This is a genomic window from Pseudomonas kitaguniensis (genome assembly GCF_049199985.1).
GTDB lineage: Bacteria > Pseudomonadota > Gammaproteobacteria > Pseudomonadales > Pseudomonadaceae > Aquipseudomonas > Aquipseudomonas kitaguniensis.
The window spans coordinates 313659-330881 of sequence record NZ_JBLZPT010000001.1; the positions used below are offsets into that span (position 1 = coordinate 313659).

Consider the following 17223-nt stretch of genomic DNA (forward strand, 5'->3'; position numbering starts at 1 on the left):
TATGCGCTCCGCTCTACTGATTTGCAGCCTGCTGGGCGTATTCATCGCCGCCTGGCTGAGCCATCCGCCCCACGTGCTGGCACCCTTTGCCCAGGCGAGCCCGAACACCTCGAAGGTGGCGGCCGCGCCGCAATACACCAGCCGTTTTGTGTCTTCCGAGCTCACCGACTTTGTGCATGCCTCGTCCGTCACCGCGCTGCCCGGCGGCGACTTAATGGCCGTGTGGTTTGCAGGCTCGCGCGAAGGCGCCGCCGATGTGCAGGTGCGCACCGCGCGGTTTGATGCAAGCAGTGCCGAATGGGGCGCCGAACAGGTGCTGGCCACGCGCGAAAGTACCCGCGACGGCACCCAGCGCTACATTCGCAAACTCGGTAACCCGGTGATTGCGCTGGGGCCGGATAAACGCCTGTGGCTGTTTTATGTGTCGGTGTCGGTCGGCGGCTGGGCCACCAGTGCGATCAACGTGATGGTCTCCGAGGACCTCGGCGCGAACTGGACCGCACCGAGGCAACTGGTGACGTCGCCGTTCTTCAATATCAGCACGTTGGTGCGCGCCGCGCCGGTGTTCCACGCTGACGGCTCGATCGGCTTGCCGGTTTACCACGAGTTGATGGGCAAGTTTGCCGAGTACCTGTACTTGAGCCCCGACGGTGCGGTGATCGACAAATTCCGCATCAGCCGCGGTAAAAACTCGCTGCAACCGACCATCGTGCCGCTGGATGGCCAACGCGCGGTGGCGATGTTGCGCTACGCTGGCGAAACCCATCACCGCGTGCTTGCCAGCCGCACCGAAGATGCCGGGCAAACCTGGAGCGAGCCCTACCCGCTGGAACCGGCCAACCCCAACTCATCGCTGGCCGCAGTGGCCACCCAGGATGACGGTTTGTTGGTGGCCCTCAACGACCTGCAAGACGGCCGTTTCAAGCTCAGCCTTTATGGCACCGACGCCCGGTTCAGCCAGTGGCGCACGGTGGTGGAGCTGGACCAATCGCCCGACCCGCTTGGCCAACCGTTTTCGCCCCAGGCTTACAAAGAAATTATCGGCGAAGGCTTTCGCGCCTCCAGTGGCGCCAAACGCTTGCCGCTGGAACAGCGTTTTCTGAGCAACCTGGACTACCGCGTATGCAAACCGCGTGGCTGCGATTTCGAGTACGAGTACCCGTACTTCAGCCGCAGCCCGGACGGTATGTACCACTTGGTGTACTCGTGGAATAACACCTTTATCAAACATGTCAGCTTCAACGAAGCCTGGCTGGAGGAGCGCTTGTGATAACGGCCTTCTGGCAAGCCCATTTGAGTTTTGTACTGCTGGGGTTTGTGCTCTTAAGCCTGTTTCGATTTACCGCACCGTGGCGGCCGTGGTTGTTGCCGATGTTGGTGGTGGTGAGTTTTATCCCGGTCAATGAGCTGCCCGTGGCGGCGTATGTGCGCAGCTTTACCGATGACCTGGCCATCAGCACGTTGGTGTTGTTGGCGTGGGTGGCGTTGTGCAGGTTAGGCGTGGTGCAGCCGCTTGGGCGCACACATCAAGTGCAAATGTTGCTGCTGTTTGGCGCGCTGAGCCTTGTGTTGTACCCGGCCACGATGGGGCTGACGTATGTCGACCCTTACCGTTGGGGCTTCAACCCCAGGCCGATGATTGTGCTGGTGGGCGCAGTGGCGTTGCTGATGCTGTGGCTGCGTAACACGCTGGCGGTGTGGATGTTGGCAATCGGCACGTTGGCGTTCGCGCTGCGGCTCAAAGCCTCGGAAAACTACTGGGACTACCTGGTCGATCCGCTGCTGCTGGTTTACTGCGTCATCGCCGGATTAATGCAACTCAACCTGTGGGAGCGGGCTTGCTCGCGATGGCGGTCTACCCGCAAAAAAATGCAGTGCTGACCCACCGCAATCACAGGTGTCTAGTGGGATTTATGAAAGTGAACAGAGGTTAATATGGGTGCGTTGCAATCGCGTCGCCTGCGCTACGGCGTGGGGGCCATCGGGCTGGTGTTTGTATTACTCGCGGCGTTGCGCCTGGTGTTTGTACTGGCTTTTTCCGGCCTCGACTTAAACACCCCGGCACTCCTGGAAACCGTGGGCATCGGCCTGCGTTTCGACCTGCGCCTGGCGGTGTTGATCCTGCTGCCGCTGGCCGTACTGGCGTGGCTGCCGCGCTGGAACCTGACCACCCTGCCCGCGCTGCGTTGGCTGGCACGCGGCTATTTGGTGGTGGCATTGGCCGTGGTCGGCCTGGTGTACATCATCGACTTCGGCCATTACGCCTACCTCGGCGTGCGCCTCAACGCGACGGTGTTGCGCTACCTGCAAGACGCGCAGATTTCTCAACAGATGGTCTGGGAAACCTACCCGGTGCTGTGGATAACCGCCTGTTGGCTGGCAGCGGTGGCACTGTGGGTGTGGGCGTTGGTGTGCCTGGAGCGCTTGACCCTCGACCGTGAACCCACCGTGAGCAGCAAATGGGCGCTGGCCTCGGTGGCCGTGGTGGGCGTGGTCGCCGTGTTGCTGGCGCTGCTCGGTCGCGTCGCCAACCTGAACCTGGAGAACCCGGTGCCGCTGCGCTGGAGCGATGCGTTCTTTTCCGGCAATACCCAAGTCGCCGCCGTGGGCCTGAACCCGGTGCTGTTTTTGTACGACACGTTCAAGGTCGGCCAATCGCAGTTCGATGAAACCCAGGTGCGCGCACACTACCCGCAAGTGGCGCAGTACTTGGGTGTTGATAAACCCGACCCCCAGCAACTGAATTTCATACGTGAACAAGGTGTACAGCCTTATCGGCTGCCGGGTGATCGCCCACCCAATGTGATCTTCGTGATGCTCGAATCGCTCGGCACCAGCGCCGTCGGCGCCTACGGCAACCCGCTGAACCCTACGCCGAACCTGGACCAACTGGCGACGCAAAGCTGGTTCTTCAAACACTTTTATGTGCCCGTCACCGGCACCGCCAAAACCGTGTGGGCCAGCCTCACCGGCGTGCCCGATGTGACGCGCCAGGAGACCGCCACGCGCAACCCGCTGATCACGCGGCAACACACGCTGGTGAACGCGTTCGAGGGATACCAGAAGTTCTACATGATCAACGGCAACGCCGGCTGGGCGAATATCAACGCCTTGATCCGCCAGAGCATCGACGGCGTGCAACTGTTTGAGGAAAGCTACTGGCGCTCACCACGGGTCGACGTATGGGGCATTTCTGACCTGGACCTGTTCAAGGAAGGTGATCAACTGCTGCGCGCCGTGCCCAAAAACCAGCCGTTCTTCGCCTACCTGCAAACCTCCGGCAACCATCGCCCGTTCACCATCCCCAAGCAAAACGATGGTTTTGAGGTGCGCAACGTGACCCTGGAGCAAGCACAGGAAGCCGGCTCGCGCAGCGTCGAGCAATACAACGCGGTGCGCCTGCTGGACTTCAACATCGGCCGTTTAATGGAAATCGCCAAGGCCGGCGGCTATTACGACAACACTATTTTCGTGTTTTTCGGCGACCACAACACGCGCATCAGCCAGATCCCGCACATGCTGCCCGCCTTTGAACAATTGGGCCTTGAAAGCAACAACGTGCCGCTGTTGATCCATGCCCCTGGCCTGCAACCTCGGGTGATTGAAGAGGCCGTGGGCCTGGCGGATTTGCTGCCGACGGTAGCGGGCATGGCCGGCGTGCCGTTTCGCAATGGGGCGATGGGCCGCGACATTCAGCAACCGGCGCCGGAAGGCGAGCGCATGGTGCCGTTGGTGTTGCACGAAGGCACGTTCCCGATAATCGGCGGCGTGACCCAGGACTTTTTGCTGCAGATGCAGCACGACGGCAGTTCGCCGACCCTGCATGACCTGGCCTCGCAAACCCCGCGCGAGGACGTGGCCGAGCAGCACCCGCAAGAGTTTCAGCGCCTGCAGGGGCTGACGCGCGGGCTGCATGAGAGTGCGCGGTTGATGCTGTTCAAGAATGTGCGCGAATGATTATTTGGGCTGGAAGGTTTCGAGGTACGCCAGGATGTTTTCGATCTTTTCCGGGTCGCTGATGCCCCAGAAGATCATGCGCGTGCCGCTGACTACTTTTTTCGGCGCCTCGATATAGGCGGCGAGCTTGTCGCGGGTCCAGACCACGCCGGAGTTTTTCATCGCGTCGGAATATTGATAGTCGGGCGTGGTGCCAGCAGGTCGGCCGATAATGCCGTTGAGTTCGGGGCCAAAGCCGCCGCGCGCGCCTTCGCCGACGCTGTGGCAACCGCCGCAGGTCTTGGTGAACAACTTGCCGCCCGCCTCGGCATCGCCAGCCGCGATAGCCGTGGCGCAGTTGAGGGTGATGTTGAAGATGACAGCAAGGCTCAATAAAGCGTATTTCATGGGGGACTCCACAGCGGGTGTTACTGACGATTATGCCTGTTTGTCAGGCCTGCATGCGCCGTGACGATGCACAACCCAGGCCCTCTAAATGACCACCCATCGCCTGGAACATATTCAATCGAACCTAACCCCGCACGCCCCACTCCACCTAACTGAACCCTGATGGTGGAGAAGGATCATGGCTCAGCCATCGATTTTAGTGCTGGAAGACGACGAGATCATTCGCTCGTTAATGGTAAATGTGCTTGAGGAGCTGGGTGCGCAGGTCACGTCCTTTCCGTCGGCGGATGAAGGCATGATCTATCTGGAGCGCGGCGATGACCCGGTCGACCTGATTGTCAGTGATATTCAGATGCCGGGGTTGCTCAACGGCTATGATTTGAGCAGAGTAGTGGCGCATCGCTGGCCATCGATGCCGGTGGTGCTGACCTCCGGCAATGCCAAGCTCGCGGCGCAACTGGGCAGTTCCGTGCGGTTTTTGCCCAAGCCGTGGAGTACCGAACATCTGGTTGAGTGCGTACAAACGGCCCTGACCCAACAGGGCTCGTCGCTGCATTGATGTCGTAGCGACATCATTCAAACCGACCGGGTGGGACGGCTTTGTGGCCATTACGTACGCCAGGTGCGACTTTTCTGATTCGCCGGTCAGCCTTTTCGCTTTATGCGCACGGTCGGCCGCAATGAGTTGTGTAGAATCGGCGCCTGTTTACTCGCGTCATTCATGGCCGAAAGGCCCACAGTTCGAGCGTATTGAATGCATTCACAGGCCCTTGAGGTTGGTGCGCCGTCATTGTTGGAATCGCTGCGCACAGGCACCGGCCTGCTGCACGTAGCGCTGGAAAAACGCCTGCCGTTTTTTTCCGAGCAGTTGGATGCTGATTGGTACCGGCGCTTGATCCAGGCGTATTACGGGTTCTATCGGCCGATGGAGACGGCGCTGTTTGACAGTGGCTTGATCCCGGATGGATTTGACAGCGTTTTGCGTGTGAAAACCCCCACGTTGGTCAACGACCTGCACGCCCTCGGCTTGAATGACACGGCCATCGGCGCCCTGCCCCGTTGCTGCGAACTGCCGACCTTGGCCACTCCCGCCGCCTGCCTTGGCGCCCTGTATGTGCTGGAAGGCGCGACATTGGGTGGCCAGGTGCTGCGCCGCGAAATGGCCCGACGCCTGGACCTCGACGCGGATAACGGCGGCGCATTTCTCAACGTGTACGGCGCCGAGACCGGTCGCCGCTGGAAAGACTTTCTCGATTACCTGGGCCGCCAGCCACTGAGCGCGGCCGCCAAGCAGCGCGCGGTGATGGCGGCGTGTGCAACGTTCAGTTGCTTTGAGCAATGGCTTGCCAGCCAGGAGGTACTGCTATGAAACCCGAGAATTTTGACGCGCTGCTTGCCAACTGTGCCGACGAACCCATTCGCTTCCCGGGGGCGATTCAGCCTCACGGTGTGTTGCTGACGTTGTCGGAGCCTGACCTGAACATCATCCAGGTCAGCGCCAACGTCGGCAGCGTGTTCAACCATGCGCCTGAAGCGCTGTTAGGCCAGCCGCTGCACACGCTGATTGGCGCAGAACACGCCCAGGCCGTGCGCGCCATGGCTGAAGACAATTGTTTTTTCGACGCGCCGCCGCTGCATGTCACGCTCAACGGTGCGCCATTCGAAGGCCTGCTGCATCGCCATCAACACGTGCTGGTGCTGGAGTTCGAACCCAGGCTCGAAGATTTCAAGCCACGCGCGCTGAATGGCCGCATCAGTGACTTGGGCAAAATGTTGCAACGCTTGCAGTCGGCAACAACCCTGCAAGCACTCTACGAAATCAGCGTGAATGAAGTTCAGGCCATCACCGGTTACGACCGCGTGCTGATCTATCGCTTTGAAGATGAAGGCCATGGCCAGGTGATCGCCGAAGCCTCGGCGCCGTCGATGGAGCTGTTCAACGGGCTGTTCTTTCCCGCGTCCGACATCCCCGAGCAGGCCCGCGAGCTGTATCGCACCAACTGGCTGCGCATTATCCCCAATGCTGCATACGAGCCGGTGCCGCTGTTGCCCACGTTGCGCCCGGACACCGGCCAGCCGCTGGATCTTAGCTTCGCGACGCTGCGCAGTGTGTCGCCGATTCACTGCCAGTACATGCAAAACATGGGCGTGCTGTCGTCCATGAGCATCTCGTTGATGAAGGGCGACAAACTCTGGGGCTTGATCAGTTGCGGCAACCGCGAGCCATTGCTGGTACCCAATGACCTGCGCACCGCGTGCCAAACCATCGGCCAGGTGCTGTCGTTGCAGATCAGCGCTATGGAGGCGCTGGACCTGAGCCGTCAGCGCGAAGAAAAAGTCGAGGCGCTGGCGCTGCTCGATCAGGCGATGAAAGCCTCTGAGCAAGGCGTGTTCGAGAGCCTGGCCCAGCAGCCGCAGTGGTTAATGGACCTGACCCATTCGAGCGGCGTGGCGATCATCGAAGACAAGCAACTGCACGTTTACGGCGATTGCCCACAGCCAGCGCAGATTCGCGCGCTGCACACGTGGCTGCAAGCGCGCGGCACACCGGTGTTTGCAAGCCACAACCTGGCCTCGGTGTACCCGCCTGCACTTGACTATCAGCAAGTGGCCAGTGGCGTACTGGCCATGAGTTTGCCCAAGCCGGTGGACAACGGCGTGCTGTGGTTTCGCCCGGAAGTGAAAGAGAACATCAACTGGAGCGGTAACCCGAACAAACCGCTGGACCTGGACAATTCCGACGCTGGTATGCGCCTGCGCCCACGCACCTCGTTTGAAATCTGGAAAGTGGAAATGGCCGGCATCTCCACTCGATGGAGCCATGGCGACCTGTTTGCCGCCAACGACCTGCGCCGCTCGGCGCTGGAAAACGACTTGGCGCGCCAGGTACTGCGCGAGCAGCAAGCGGTGCGTGCGCGTGATGAGTTGGTGGCGGTGGTGTCCCACGACCTGCGTAACCCGATGACGGTTATTTCGATGCTCTGCGGCATGATGCAAAAGACCTTCAGCTCTGAAGGCCCACACACGTCGCGGCGTATCTCGTCGGCCATCGACACCATGCAACAGGCGGCCGGGCGTATGAATGTGCTGCTGGAAGACTTGCTCGACACCTCAAAAATCGAAGCCGGGCGTTATGTGGTCAAGCCGGTGGCACTCGACGTCAGCCATATGTTTGAAGAGGCCTATTCGTTGCTCGCGCCGCTGGCGATGGAGAAAGGCATCGAACTGTCGTTCAACGCAACACCCGGCCTGCACATCAATGCCGACCCGGAGCGTTTGTTCCAGGTGCTGTCGAACCTGGTCGGCAACGCGATCAAATTTACCCCACGCCTGGGCGCCATCGACATCAACGCCGTAAGCGACGGCGACGATGTGTTGTTTTCGGTGCGCGACTCCGGCGAAGGCATTGCGCCTGAGCAATTGCCGCATGTGTTTGAACGCTACTGGACACAGACTGAAAACAACCCCAACGGCAGCGGCTTGGGGCTCTACATCACCCAAGGCATCATCCAGGCGCACGGCGGCATGATCGTTGCTGAAAGTGAACTGGGCAAAGGCAGTGAATTCCGCTTTACCGTGCCCAAGGCGGTTGAAGGGTTGTGTACCTGATAGAGGCTGGATGTGTGTGTGGCGAGTGGGCTTGCCACACAGGCCCGCCAGCCGGGGCTTAACAAAACGCTGACATCCGCTGGGTTAAGCTGGGTGCTTTATTTGCACAGAGCTGTCTTCCCTATGCGTCAAGCAGGCACCCTGCCCGCCGTTATTGTTGGGCCACTGTTGCGGGGATTGGAACCCAAACGCTTGGTGCTGTGGCTGATGGCAACCCGTGAACTGTCGCCAACCCTGAGGCTGCACGTTGGCGAACACACCCGCGAAATTCAGTTGGACCAGGGCCAGTGCCAGGTCGTGGCGGTGGGGCGCCACGCTTTCATCCACCTGATCGACGTGCCGCTGGACGACGCTCTGCCGCTGGACGTGGTGATCGGCTATGACCTGCTGATCGATAACCTCGGCATTGCCGAATGGGCGCCGCACCTGCTGTATGCCGAAGCGCCCACCGCGACGTTCGTGTTGCACAGCCGCCTGCACCAGTTGGTGCATGGCTCGTGCCGTAAACCCCACCACACAGCGGACGAAGGCTTGCTGTGCGTCGACCGCCTGCTGGCCGACGCACACACGCTGGCCGAACGCCCGGCGCTGATGATGATGAGTGGCGACCAGATCTACGCCGACGATGTGGCCGGGCCGATGCTGCGCGCGATTCATGCACTGATCGCGCGCCTCGGGCTGTTCGACGAATACCTGGAAGGCGCGGTGGTGGATGACAGCGCAAGCCTCTATGGGCATCGCGCCAGCTATTACAATCGCGCCGACCTGCTGCCCGCGCTGGACAGCAACGAGACCTTGCGCGAACGGTTTTTTGGTGGCGTAAAAAAGCCGATTTTCACCAGTAGCACCGCCGACAACCACTTGGTGACCTTTGCCGAAGTGATCGCGATGTACGCACTGGTCTGGTCGCCCACGCCCTGGGCGCTGATCACCCTGCAACCGCCGACACTGAGCGCCGAAGAACAGCCGCGTTATGCCCGCGAGCAGGTGCAGATCGACCGTTTCCGTGACGGACTGCCCGGTGTTGCACGGGTGTTTGCGCACCTCTCGACGCTGATGATTTTCGATGACCACGACATTACCGACGACTGGAACCTCAGCGCCCAATGGGAAGAAACCGCCTACGGCCACCCGTTCTCCAAACGCATCATCGGCAACGCGCTGCTCGCTTACATGCTATGCCAGGGCTGGGGCAACCAGCCGGATGTGTTTGTCCCATTGGTGAACCAAACCCAGGCACTGACCGCCCACCCACACGGCAACCATCTGGACGCCGGCGCGCAGGATAACCTGCTGCAAACACTGCTGAAGTTTCAGCACTGGCATTACGTACTGCCGACCACGCCCGCCCTGGTGGTACTCGACACGCGCACACGGCGCTGGCGCAGCGAGTTCACCCTCAAGCAACCCTCCGGCCTGCTGGACTGGGAAGCCCTGAGTGAGCTGCAACAAGCGTTGCTCGACCACCCGTCAGCGATCATCGTCTCGCCCGCACCGATCTTTGGCGTGAAGTTGATCGAGACCGTGCAGAAGGTGTTCAGTTGGTGCGGCTACCCGCTGCTGGTAGACGCCGAAAACTGGATGGCCCATCGCGGCGCGGCGCAGGTCATCCTCAACATCTTCCGCCATTCGCGCACGCCGGGTAACTACGTGATTCTCTCGGGTGACGTGCATTACTCGTTCGTCTATGAAGTGCTGATCCGCCACCGCACCGCGGGACCCAGGATCTGGCAGATCACCAGCAGCGGCATCAAGAACGAGTTCCCGCCACGCCTGCTGGAATGGTTCGACCGCCTCAACCGCTGGCTCTACTCGCCGCGCTCGCCGCTCAACGGGTTTACTCGCCGCCGCACCATGCAGGTGGTGCCGCATATTCCGCAGCATGCCGAGGCCGGTGAACGGCTGTGGAATTCGGCGGGCATCGGCCAGGTGTTTTTCAATGAGCAGGGCCAGCCTGAGGCGATTTACCAGCACAACGCGAATGGCACACCGAAAACGCGGATGGTCGCGCCGAAGTAAGGCGCGGCGCTTGCGCAGATTAAATCAGCATCAGCCCGGTTTTTTTATCGCCAAACAGATGAAGGCATAGCGCGCCTGTTGTCGATTCAGGCAATAGCACATAGCCATTCGACTAAAACATCGCCCCCCCATCTATCCAATCCGATGTACAGTAAAATTAGCCCCGGAGTCTCGGCGTCAATAAAGACTGGCCTGCGCGCCAGCCAACGCAGGAAACCGTGCAAAATGGATGATGCTCCGGGCAACAGGAATAATTTTTCCGAACTGAACGCCGACATGTTGCATGCCGTCATGGAACTGGTCAGCGATGGCGTATGGGACTGGAACGCCAACAGCGGTTTCGTTTATCGCAACCCCGGCTGGTACGACATTCTTGGCTACGCCCGCCACTCCCTGGAGAACAGCGTGTTCACCTGGGAAAGCGTGATCCACCCCGATGACTATCTTCAGGTCATGGCGCAGTTTGATGAATACATCAGTCGGCGAGCCACTCATTACCAAGTCGAATACCGTTGCCTCAAGAGAGACGGCACGTATATGTGGGTAGAGGACCATGGCTACGTGATTTCGCGTAACGCCGACGGTTCAGTCGCACGCATGGTCGGCGCGCAACGCGATATTCAAGCGCGTAAACACTCCCTCGAAACGCTGCAACAGCGTAACCACTCCCTGGAGACCCTGGTGTCTGAACGCACCCGTGAGTTGTCGCGGGTCAACCTGCAGTTGCAACTGCAGGTGGACGAAAACCGCTCCCTGGCCGAGCGCGATACCCTGACGCGCATCGCCAACCGCTATCGCCTGGAAAAAGTGCTGCTGGAAGAGTGCGAGCGTGCCGAACGCTTCCGCTTGCCGCTCGCGCTGGTGGCTATGGATATTGATGACTTCAAGCCGATCAACGACCAATATGGCCACGGCGTCGGCGACCAAACCCTGGTGAATTTGGTGGAAGCCCTGGAAGCCTGTGTGCGCCCAGGTGACTTGCTGGCTCGCTGGGGCGGGGATGAATTTGTGGTGGTCATGCCCAAAAGTACCTTGGGCAGTGCCAGGCAACTGGCGCAAAGAATTCGTCGCAAAATCATCGAGATTCCCACCGTGGGCAACCACACATTAACCCTGAGCCAGGGTGTCGTAGAGCGGCTATCGGGTGAGTCACCCGCGGCCCTGCTGCAACGCGCCGATCAAGCGCTGTATCGGTCCAAGGCGGCGGGCAAGGACAGCGTGTCGGAGTAACGCCGCGACAAGGGCAGTGTGCCGCCTTGACCTGATCCCCCTCCCCGCTGAAAATGCGCGACGCTTTTTTGTCCCGTTTACTGAAGTAGTGAAATTTCAATGTCCGAATCCGCAGAAGCATCCGTGATCGCCTTGCAATCCAAAGCTGAATACGAAAACGCCATCAATCTTTCACAGCATGTGCCGGCCGCCAAGATCATCAGCGAGATGGTGCTGGACGCATTTCACACCTCCAAGGAAAGCGACCAGATACGCGAGCTGCGCGTGGCTATCCGCCAGGCACAGGACGCCTTCGACGACGACAAGGCCTATGACCTGATGGGCCAGCTCAAGCAACTGAAAGACGCCGAGGCCGCCGACAACATTGCGCTGGAAGACCTCAGCAGCAAATTCTCGATCAGCCGCATCCTGTCCAGCTTCAAGGACGACCCGCAGTTTCAGGAGCTGGTCTACGGCCTGGCCCTCAAGGTGCTGAACCAGTCTCACCAGGCCATCAGCAACCCAAGTACCGGCAAGAGCAAAGCTGCACGGCCGAAGAAAGACGCTGAAGTGTTTGTGATCAGCAAAGATGACGTCAGCGTCACCCTGGCGCTGCGCACCCCGCGCACCAAACTTAACGTTGACCGTGAAGCGCTGGAGTTCCTGGGCTTCACGTTTGTGGGTGAAGGCAGTGAGGCGGAGCTGGAAAACGCAACCTTCGTCGACAACAGTGGCGTGGAGCAGCCGGTCACGCGCAAAAGCATCGTGACCGCACTGCAACAGCAAAGCGCGTTTGACGGTTACAGCATCGCCGCACAGTAAGTGCCAGGCGCTACACGCTGCGCAGGGTCAACAGCGCCTGTTCGACTTGCGCGAGGGTGATATGCCGGCCCACCGAGGCGCGCACAAAATGGCTCGCGCCGAGGTCCTTCAACAGCAACGGCGTATGCGCGGCAGTGCCCGCCCACAGGTTGAGCCCCAACTCGCGGGCTTGGCCGACAAATGCCTTGGCCGGCAGGTTGTGCGGCAACTGCCCCAGCGACTGGCACGCATCCACGGCATACAGCGCGTTCGAACCCTTGAGCAGCGCGCCCAGTGCCTCTATCGGGTTGATCACGCCACAGCACGACGGAAGGTGCGAGACGCTGACCAGAAACACATCGTCGTCCAGACATCAAACCCGCACCGGCGGTGTTCGAATGCACGATATTCATTTCACGCTTCCTTGTTCCACAAAAGAGTCGAGCTTTTCATCACGCCCACTGCCACTGCGAACAACAGCAACACGCTCCCGGCCAACAGCCAGGGCGAAGGCAGTGATGGCTGGGACACCAACATGAACGCCAGCGACGGCGTGATCATGACCCCAATGTTCACGCCCGCCGAGTAATAGCCAAGGTTGCGGTCGACGGTATGCCGGCTGGAAATACTGCTGACATAGTGGGTGATGCCGGGAAACACGATCATCTCGCCCAGGCTCCAAAGCACCGTGGCCACGAGTAACAGCGCGCCGATGTGGCTGAACCCCATGAGGAAGAAACCCACACCCGCCAGCAGGAAACCGGCCACCAGTGAGCGGCTGCTCGACAGGTGCGACATGCGTTGATTGATCGGCACTTCGAACAGAATCACCAACAGTGCATTGATGAAGAAAATGATGCCGACGTAATACGCTGGCAACTCGGTGTAATTGATGATGTAGGCCGAAAGAAACGTCGGCGGCAGCGCGTAGGCCTTTCGGGTCAGGTCACCTGCGTCGCAAACACCTCACGAAAGCGTTGCATCTCGTGTTTATTGCCCACCGTCACGCGTACCCACTGCGGCCAGTCTTTCCACACGCGCCCGATCAGTACGTTGTGTGCGGCCAGCCGTTCAATCACCTGCTGCGCCGGTCGCTTCACATCGACCATGAAGCAATTGCTCTGCGACGCCGTGCAGGTAAACCCCCGGCCCTGCAGCCAGGCCACGGTTTCATCACGCAGTTGGGTGTTGAGCGCCTTGCGATGCGCAAGCAGTTTGATGTCCTCCAGGCTTGCACGCGCGCCAAGCAACGTGGAAGCCGCCGGCACATTGTCGCCGCCGAACACCGCCAGCCGTTCCAGCAGCGCCGGGTGGCCGATCGCGAGGCCAAGACGCGCGCCGGCCATGCCGTAGATTTTCGAGAACGTGCGCAACACCAACACGTCGTCATGGTCCTTGACCCAACTGACGCAACTGGCCGCCTCAGAGAAGTCGATATAGGCCTCGTCCACCACTAACACGCTGCCTTTGGGTTTGTTCGCCAAGGCCTGCCGAAGCGCCTCGGGCGGCGTCAGCGTGCCAGTCGGGTTGTTGGGGTTGCACACATACAGCATGCCCGCCTGGGGGTCGGCTGCGAGCATCGCCGGCAGGTCATGCGCGTGCGTAGCGTTCAGGCTCACCTCGTGCACCGGCGCCTGCCACGATTCGGCAGCCTGGCGCGGCACTTCGTAGGACGGCGTGGCCATCACCAGGCCGCGGCTTTGGCTGGTGAACGCCAAAACGGCGTAACGCAGGGCCGCCATGGAGCCGGCAAACACCGCCACCTGTTCTTCGGCAATGCCTTGCTGCTGGGCAAACAGCGCGGCCAACGCGTACATGTGCCTGTAGGGATAACGCGCGCAAATGCCAACCCCGCGCTGCATCGCCTCGCGGGCGGCGGCTGAAGGCCCGTAGGGGCTTTCGTTGTAATTGAGCCGCACCGTGTCGGCCTTGGTCGGCGAAGGGCTGGCGACCGCCCAATCCAGGCGCCCGAGTACCGGCAGGGCCGCACCGAGGGCGAGAAGGGAGCGACGGCTGACGCTGACCATGGGGACTACTCCTTGTAGGCGGGTGATGGGTTCGCACTGCTCGTACACAGGAATATGACGAGGAAAGCGCCGGCTGATTTAACCGGGCACCCGCGAATCAGCCCTCCAGGTAGTCGCCAATCGGATACTCCGCGCACAGCGTTTGCACCTCGGCACGCAACTGCTCGCGCACCGCCGGTTGCAGTTGGTAATCCAGCTCGCCCAGCGGCGTGACGTTGTCGAGTACTCGGCACACCAGCGCAACAACTTGCCGGCAGCCCTCACGGTCGACCAAACGTTGGGCCATGGCGCCGGTGCCGATACATAACCCGCTGGTCACCCAGGACGAGCGCGCATCGCCCGGTACGCGATGCTTGTTGACGACGATGCCGCACGACTCCAGCGCCGACTCCGCAATGTAGCCAGTCATGCCACCCTGCAACGTGACCAGCACCGCTGGGTTTTCACTGCAGCCACCGACGACGTGGTAGCCGTGGGCCTGAAACGCATCGGTGACTTCATCGGCAAGTGTGCGAAAACGCCCCATGCAGGCGTCGAATTGCGCGGTTTTTGCGTAACCGAAGGCGGCGGCTTTTGCCGCGATCAGGTTGACCGCCGGTGCGCACTGCGTGCGCGGCGACGCGGCGTGATCGAGCACGCGGCTGAACGTCGAGCGCAAGCCGGGCACCTTGGTGTTGGCATCTCGACCACACAGAATCAAGCCGCCACGCGGGCCACCGAGTTGCGTGTGGGTGCACGTGACGGTGACATGTGCAGCGTTGATCGGGCTCGGATGGCGCCCGGTCACCACCAGCCCGGCGATGTCGGAAATATCCGCCAACAAGATCGCACCCGCCTCATCGGCAATCGCGCGAAACCGCTCGAAATCCAGCCCTCGCGAGTAAGCCGAGGCGCTGCACAGAATGATGCGCGGGCGGTGCGCCAGGGCCAGGCTGCGCACCTGCGCGTAATCGATCAGGCCTTCGCGGGTGATGCCGTAGCGAACGGCCTTGTAACACGCCGCGCTGATGAACACCGCCGGGCTGCCGAGGGCAACATCGCCGGCATCGTCATTGGCCATGTCCAGTAAGGTGTCGCCAGGCTCAAGCAGCGCCGAGAGCACCTGCGAAATCGCGCTGCACGCCGATTCCGACTGCACGCCGGCGTAGTGGGCATCGAACAGCTCGCGCGCTCTGCGAATGGCCAGCGCTTCGACCTGTTCGACGTTCTCGCAGCCGCTGCCCCGGCGTTTGCCAGGCCTGCCTTCGGCCGTCACATTGACCAGGGCCGAGGCGCAGGCCACCAGGGTTCGCGGCGTTACGGCGCAGGATGAGGCAACCAGAGAGAGCGTGCGGTGTTGCCGGGTGACTTCGGCATCGAGGAGGCTCGCAAGCTCGAAATCTTCTGCTTGCAGCGCCGTCAGGCCACGACGCAGCAGGTCGGCCTGGTTTTTCAGTTGTACGGTATTGACTGCCATTAGTGCAGGTCCCTTGCTGGGCGTGAGGTGCCGATTCGTCCTGAACCGAGCGGTTAATTAAACAGGAAATTAAACATTTTCCAAATTAAATGTGTTTTTTTGCATGCCCTGAGCTCCGGCAAAGCGCCGTGGCAGCGCAGCAGGGGCTTTATTGTTGGGGTTAACGCATGCAACACTTGCGCCGCCGCAACGCCAGATGCGCCTCGGGAACGGTCACTCCAGCGCGTGATTGGCTGCAAAAATGGACAGTTATGATTTAAAGGGAGTGGTGAGCACTTGATACACCGACGGGAAAAAACCGAGCACTTGAAGAGCAACATCAAGTATTTGATCAAGAGTCGTGGCGAAACGCAGCTGTCGTTATGCAGTGCGGCCGGCCTGACCAGAACCACCATCTACAACATCCTTGAAGGCAAGGTCGTCAACGTCCAGCAGTCGACCATCCGCAAGATCTCCGACTTCTTCGGCGTGTCTTACGACGAAATCGAGACCCTCGATTTTGAAGCCAAGGAAATCATCGAAAGCAGTGTTTCGCCGCAGGGCAACATGAACCCGGCGGCGGTGCCGATCCTCAAGCAAAGCCTGGTGATTCGAAACCTGGACAAGCGTATTGGCGAACTGGCCACGCTGTACCCGCTGACCTACTACTTCGGCACCTCCCACAACCTGATCGGTGTGCGGCTTGAGCATGCGATTTCCGGCAGCTATGAACCGGGCGATTTACTGATCGTGCAAAAAGGCGCGTCGAGCCTCGGCAAAGACAAGCTGGTGTACGACCGGGCCACTAAAAAAATGTTCATCACCCTTGAGGCCTGTGCCAGCTCAGAGCGCGTGTGTGTGGTCGGCGACATCATTGAGGAGCGCTTCAATGACAACGCATGAAGGCGCTGTTGAAAACAGCAAATACAAGTTGCTGGGGTTTGAGAATGACAAGCGCCTGGCGGTGATCATGGTGATCGCCACCGGCAAGGTCATCAAGAAAAAGATCAGTGAAGTGATCAACAGCGAAATAATGGATAACCTCAACAAAATGGAAGTTAAGAACATGTACAAGAAGTTTTACTCACAGGGGGAGACACTCACGGCCTACGACCTGAATGACCGCAATGAAAGCTCGTGGATGATTTACATCATCCTGAACTTGCTGCTGTTCACTTTTTATATTTTTACCAGTATTGCCGCGACCAAACCGCTTTACCTGGAGTCGCTGGGCATCATCGTCACGCCGGGCACGTTTCTTTACCCGCTGACGTTTTTGATCGTGGATTTGCTCAACGAGCAATTCGGCTTGCGCCTCGCCAGAAGGGCCATTCTGTTCGCGTTTGCGAGTAACGCGATGATCATTATCTTGCTCTATGGCTCTACGTTTTTGCCGGGGCTGCCGGGCTGGAAGCTTGATGGCCCGTACAATGACGTGATCATTCAAGTGTCTTCGGTGTTGGTCGCCTCTTCGGTGTCGTTCCTGGTGTCCGAGAATATAAACTCGTACTTGCTGTGCAAGATCAAAGAACTGACCAACTCCAAATACTTGTACCTGCGCATCTTCCTCAGCACGTTCTTTGCGGTGATTATCGACAGCTTCCTGTTTTGCTTCATCGCCTTCTACGGCGCCATGCAGACCAGTGACATCCTGAGCATGATCTACGTGCAAATCGCGATCAAAGTCGGCTTTGCGTTTTTCAATATCTTGCCCGCCTACGGCGCGCGTGCGTTGTTCAAACGCTGGATCACCGGTAGCGCTGCCGCTGCCTGATTCAA

General features: G+C 60.0%; 16 protein-coding genes. 11 read left to right on the top strand and 5 right to left on the bottom strand.

The features are described 5' to 3' along the window. Position 1 precedes the first annotated feature (1 nt). Genes ACOZK9_RS01545 through ACOZK9_RS01555 form a run of 3 tightly spaced genes read left to right on the top strand, consistent with a single transcriptional unit; the run spans position 2 to position 3957 of the window. Entirely contained in the window at positions 2 to 1270 is a 1269-nt protein-coding gene (locus ACOZK9_RS01545) for a sialidase family protein (protein ID WP_152751373.1), read from the top strand. Continuing rightward, the gene (locus ACOZK9_RS01550; protein ID WP_421555319.1) at positions 1270 to 1881 is read left to right on the top strand and encodes a hypothetical protein; all 612 of its coding nucleotides are present in this window, start codon (positions 1270 to 1272) and stop codon (positions 1879 to 1881) included. Before ACOZK9_RS01545 ends, ACOZK9_RS01550 begins: the two co-directional genes overlap by 1 nt. Before the next feature lie 54 nt (positions 1882 to 1935). Continuing rightward, entirely contained in the window at positions 1936 to 3957 is a 2022-nt protein-coding gene (locus tag ACOZK9_RS01555; protein WP_421555148.1) for an LTA synthase family protein, read from the top strand. Here ACOZK9_RS01555 and ACOZK9_RS01560 read toward each other — a convergent pair whose 3' ends face one another. Next, positions 3958 to 4344 (bottom strand): c-type cytochrome, encoded by a 387-nt coding sequence (locus ACOZK9_RS01560; RefSeq protein ID WP_122251769.1) that lies wholly within the window; start codon positions 4342 to 4344, stop codon positions 3958 to 3960. 178 nt (positions 4345 to 4522) lie between these two features. Here ACOZK9_RS01560 and ACOZK9_RS01565 point away from each other — a divergent pair, with 178 nt between their 5' ends. The 6 genes from ACOZK9_RS01565 to ACOZK9_RS01590 all read left to right on the top strand — a co-directional run bounded on the left by ACOZK9_RS01565 (position 4523) and on the right by ACOZK9_RS01590 (position 12003). Beyond that, positions 4523 to 4903: a response regulator gene (locus ACOZK9_RS01565; protein ID WP_058414889.1), complete on the top strand. Its 381-nt coding sequence runs from the start codon at positions 4523 to 4525 to the stop codon at positions 4901 to 4903. 195 nt (positions 4904 to 5098) lie between these two features. Beyond that, positions 5099 to 5713 (top strand): biliverdin-producing heme oxygenase, encoded by a 615-nt coding sequence (locus tag ACOZK9_RS01570; RefSeq protein ID WP_421555149.1) that lies wholly within the window; start codon positions 5099 to 5101, stop codon positions 5711 to 5713. Next, entirely contained in the window at positions 5710 to 7953 is a 2244-nt protein-coding gene (locus ACOZK9_RS01575; protein WP_152751365.1) for an ATP-binding protein, read from the top strand. The genes ACOZK9_RS01570 and ACOZK9_RS01575 overlap by 4 nt, the downstream gene beginning before the upstream one ends. 123 nt (positions 7954 to 8076) lie before the next feature. Next, positions 8077 to 9972 (top strand): alkaline phosphatase D family protein, encoded by a 1896-nt coding sequence (locus tag ACOZK9_RS01580; protein ID WP_421555150.1) that lies wholly within the window; start codon positions 8077 to 8079, stop codon positions 9970 to 9972. Between the two features lie 225 nt (positions 9973 to 10197). Further along, positions 10198 to 11202, top strand: a complete 1005-nt coding sequence (locus tag ACOZK9_RS01585; protein WP_421555151.1) for a diguanylate cyclase domain-containing protein — start codon at positions 10198 to 10200, stop codon at positions 11200 to 11202. Positions 11203 to 11301: 99 nt separating this feature from the next. Continuing rightward, positions 11302 to 12003: a hypothetical protein gene (locus tag ACOZK9_RS01590; RefSeq protein WP_099235520.1), complete on the top strand. Its 702-nt coding sequence runs from the start codon at positions 11302 to 11304 to the stop codon at positions 12001 to 12003. A 10-nt stretch (positions 12004 to 12013) separates the two neighbouring features. On the opposite strand, the gene ACOZK9_RS01595 is transcribed toward ACOZK9_RS01590, so the two are convergent. From ACOZK9_RS01595 to glyA, 4 genes are all read right to left on the bottom strand, one after another. Further along, on the bottom strand, positions 12014 to 12340 hold the full coding sequence (locus tag ACOZK9_RS01595) for an aminotransferase class V-fold PLP-dependent enzyme (protein WP_172979970.1): 327 nt from the start codon (positions 12338 to 12340) through the stop codon (positions 12014 to 12016). A 56-nt stretch (positions 12341 to 12396) separates the two neighbouring features. Next, a complete protein-coding gene (locus tag ACOZK9_RS01600) occupies positions 12397 to 12927 on the bottom strand; it encodes an MFS transporter (protein WP_318284173.1) in 531 nt (176 codons plus the stop codon). Continuing rightward, the gene (ptaA, locus tag ACOZK9_RS01605; RefSeq protein ID WP_152751361.1) at positions 12924 to 14009 is read right to left on the bottom strand and encodes a pyoverdine biosynthesis transaminase PtaA; all 1086 of its coding nucleotides are present in this window, start codon (positions 14007 to 14009) and stop codon (positions 12924 to 12926) included. Before ptaA ends, ACOZK9_RS01600 begins: the two co-directional genes overlap by 4 nt. A 97-nt stretch (positions 14010 to 14106) precedes the next feature. After that, positions 14107 to 15465: a serine hydroxymethyltransferase gene (gene glyA / locus ACOZK9_RS01610; protein ID WP_058414897.1), complete on the bottom strand. Its 1359-nt coding sequence runs from the start codon at positions 15463 to 15465 to the stop codon at positions 14107 to 14109. 276 nt (positions 15466 to 15741) lie between these two features. Between glyA and ACOZK9_RS01615 the strand changes: the two genes are divergently transcribed. Together ACOZK9_RS01615 and ACOZK9_RS01620 are read left to right on the top strand one after the other, a co-directional pair. Then, a complete protein-coding gene (locus tag ACOZK9_RS01615; RefSeq protein WP_152751359.1) occupies positions 15742 to 16347 on the top strand; it encodes a helix-turn-helix transcriptional regulator in 606 nt (201 codons plus the stop codon). Continuing rightward, complete coding sequence (locus tag ACOZK9_RS01620; RefSeq protein WP_122250027.1) at positions 16334 to 17218, top strand: queuosine precursor transporter; 885 nt, start codon at positions 16334 to 16336, stop codon at positions 17216 to 17218. Before ACOZK9_RS01615 ends, ACOZK9_RS01620 begins: the two co-directional genes overlap by 14 nt. The last annotated feature ends 5 nt before the right edge of the window (positions 17219 to 17223 follow it).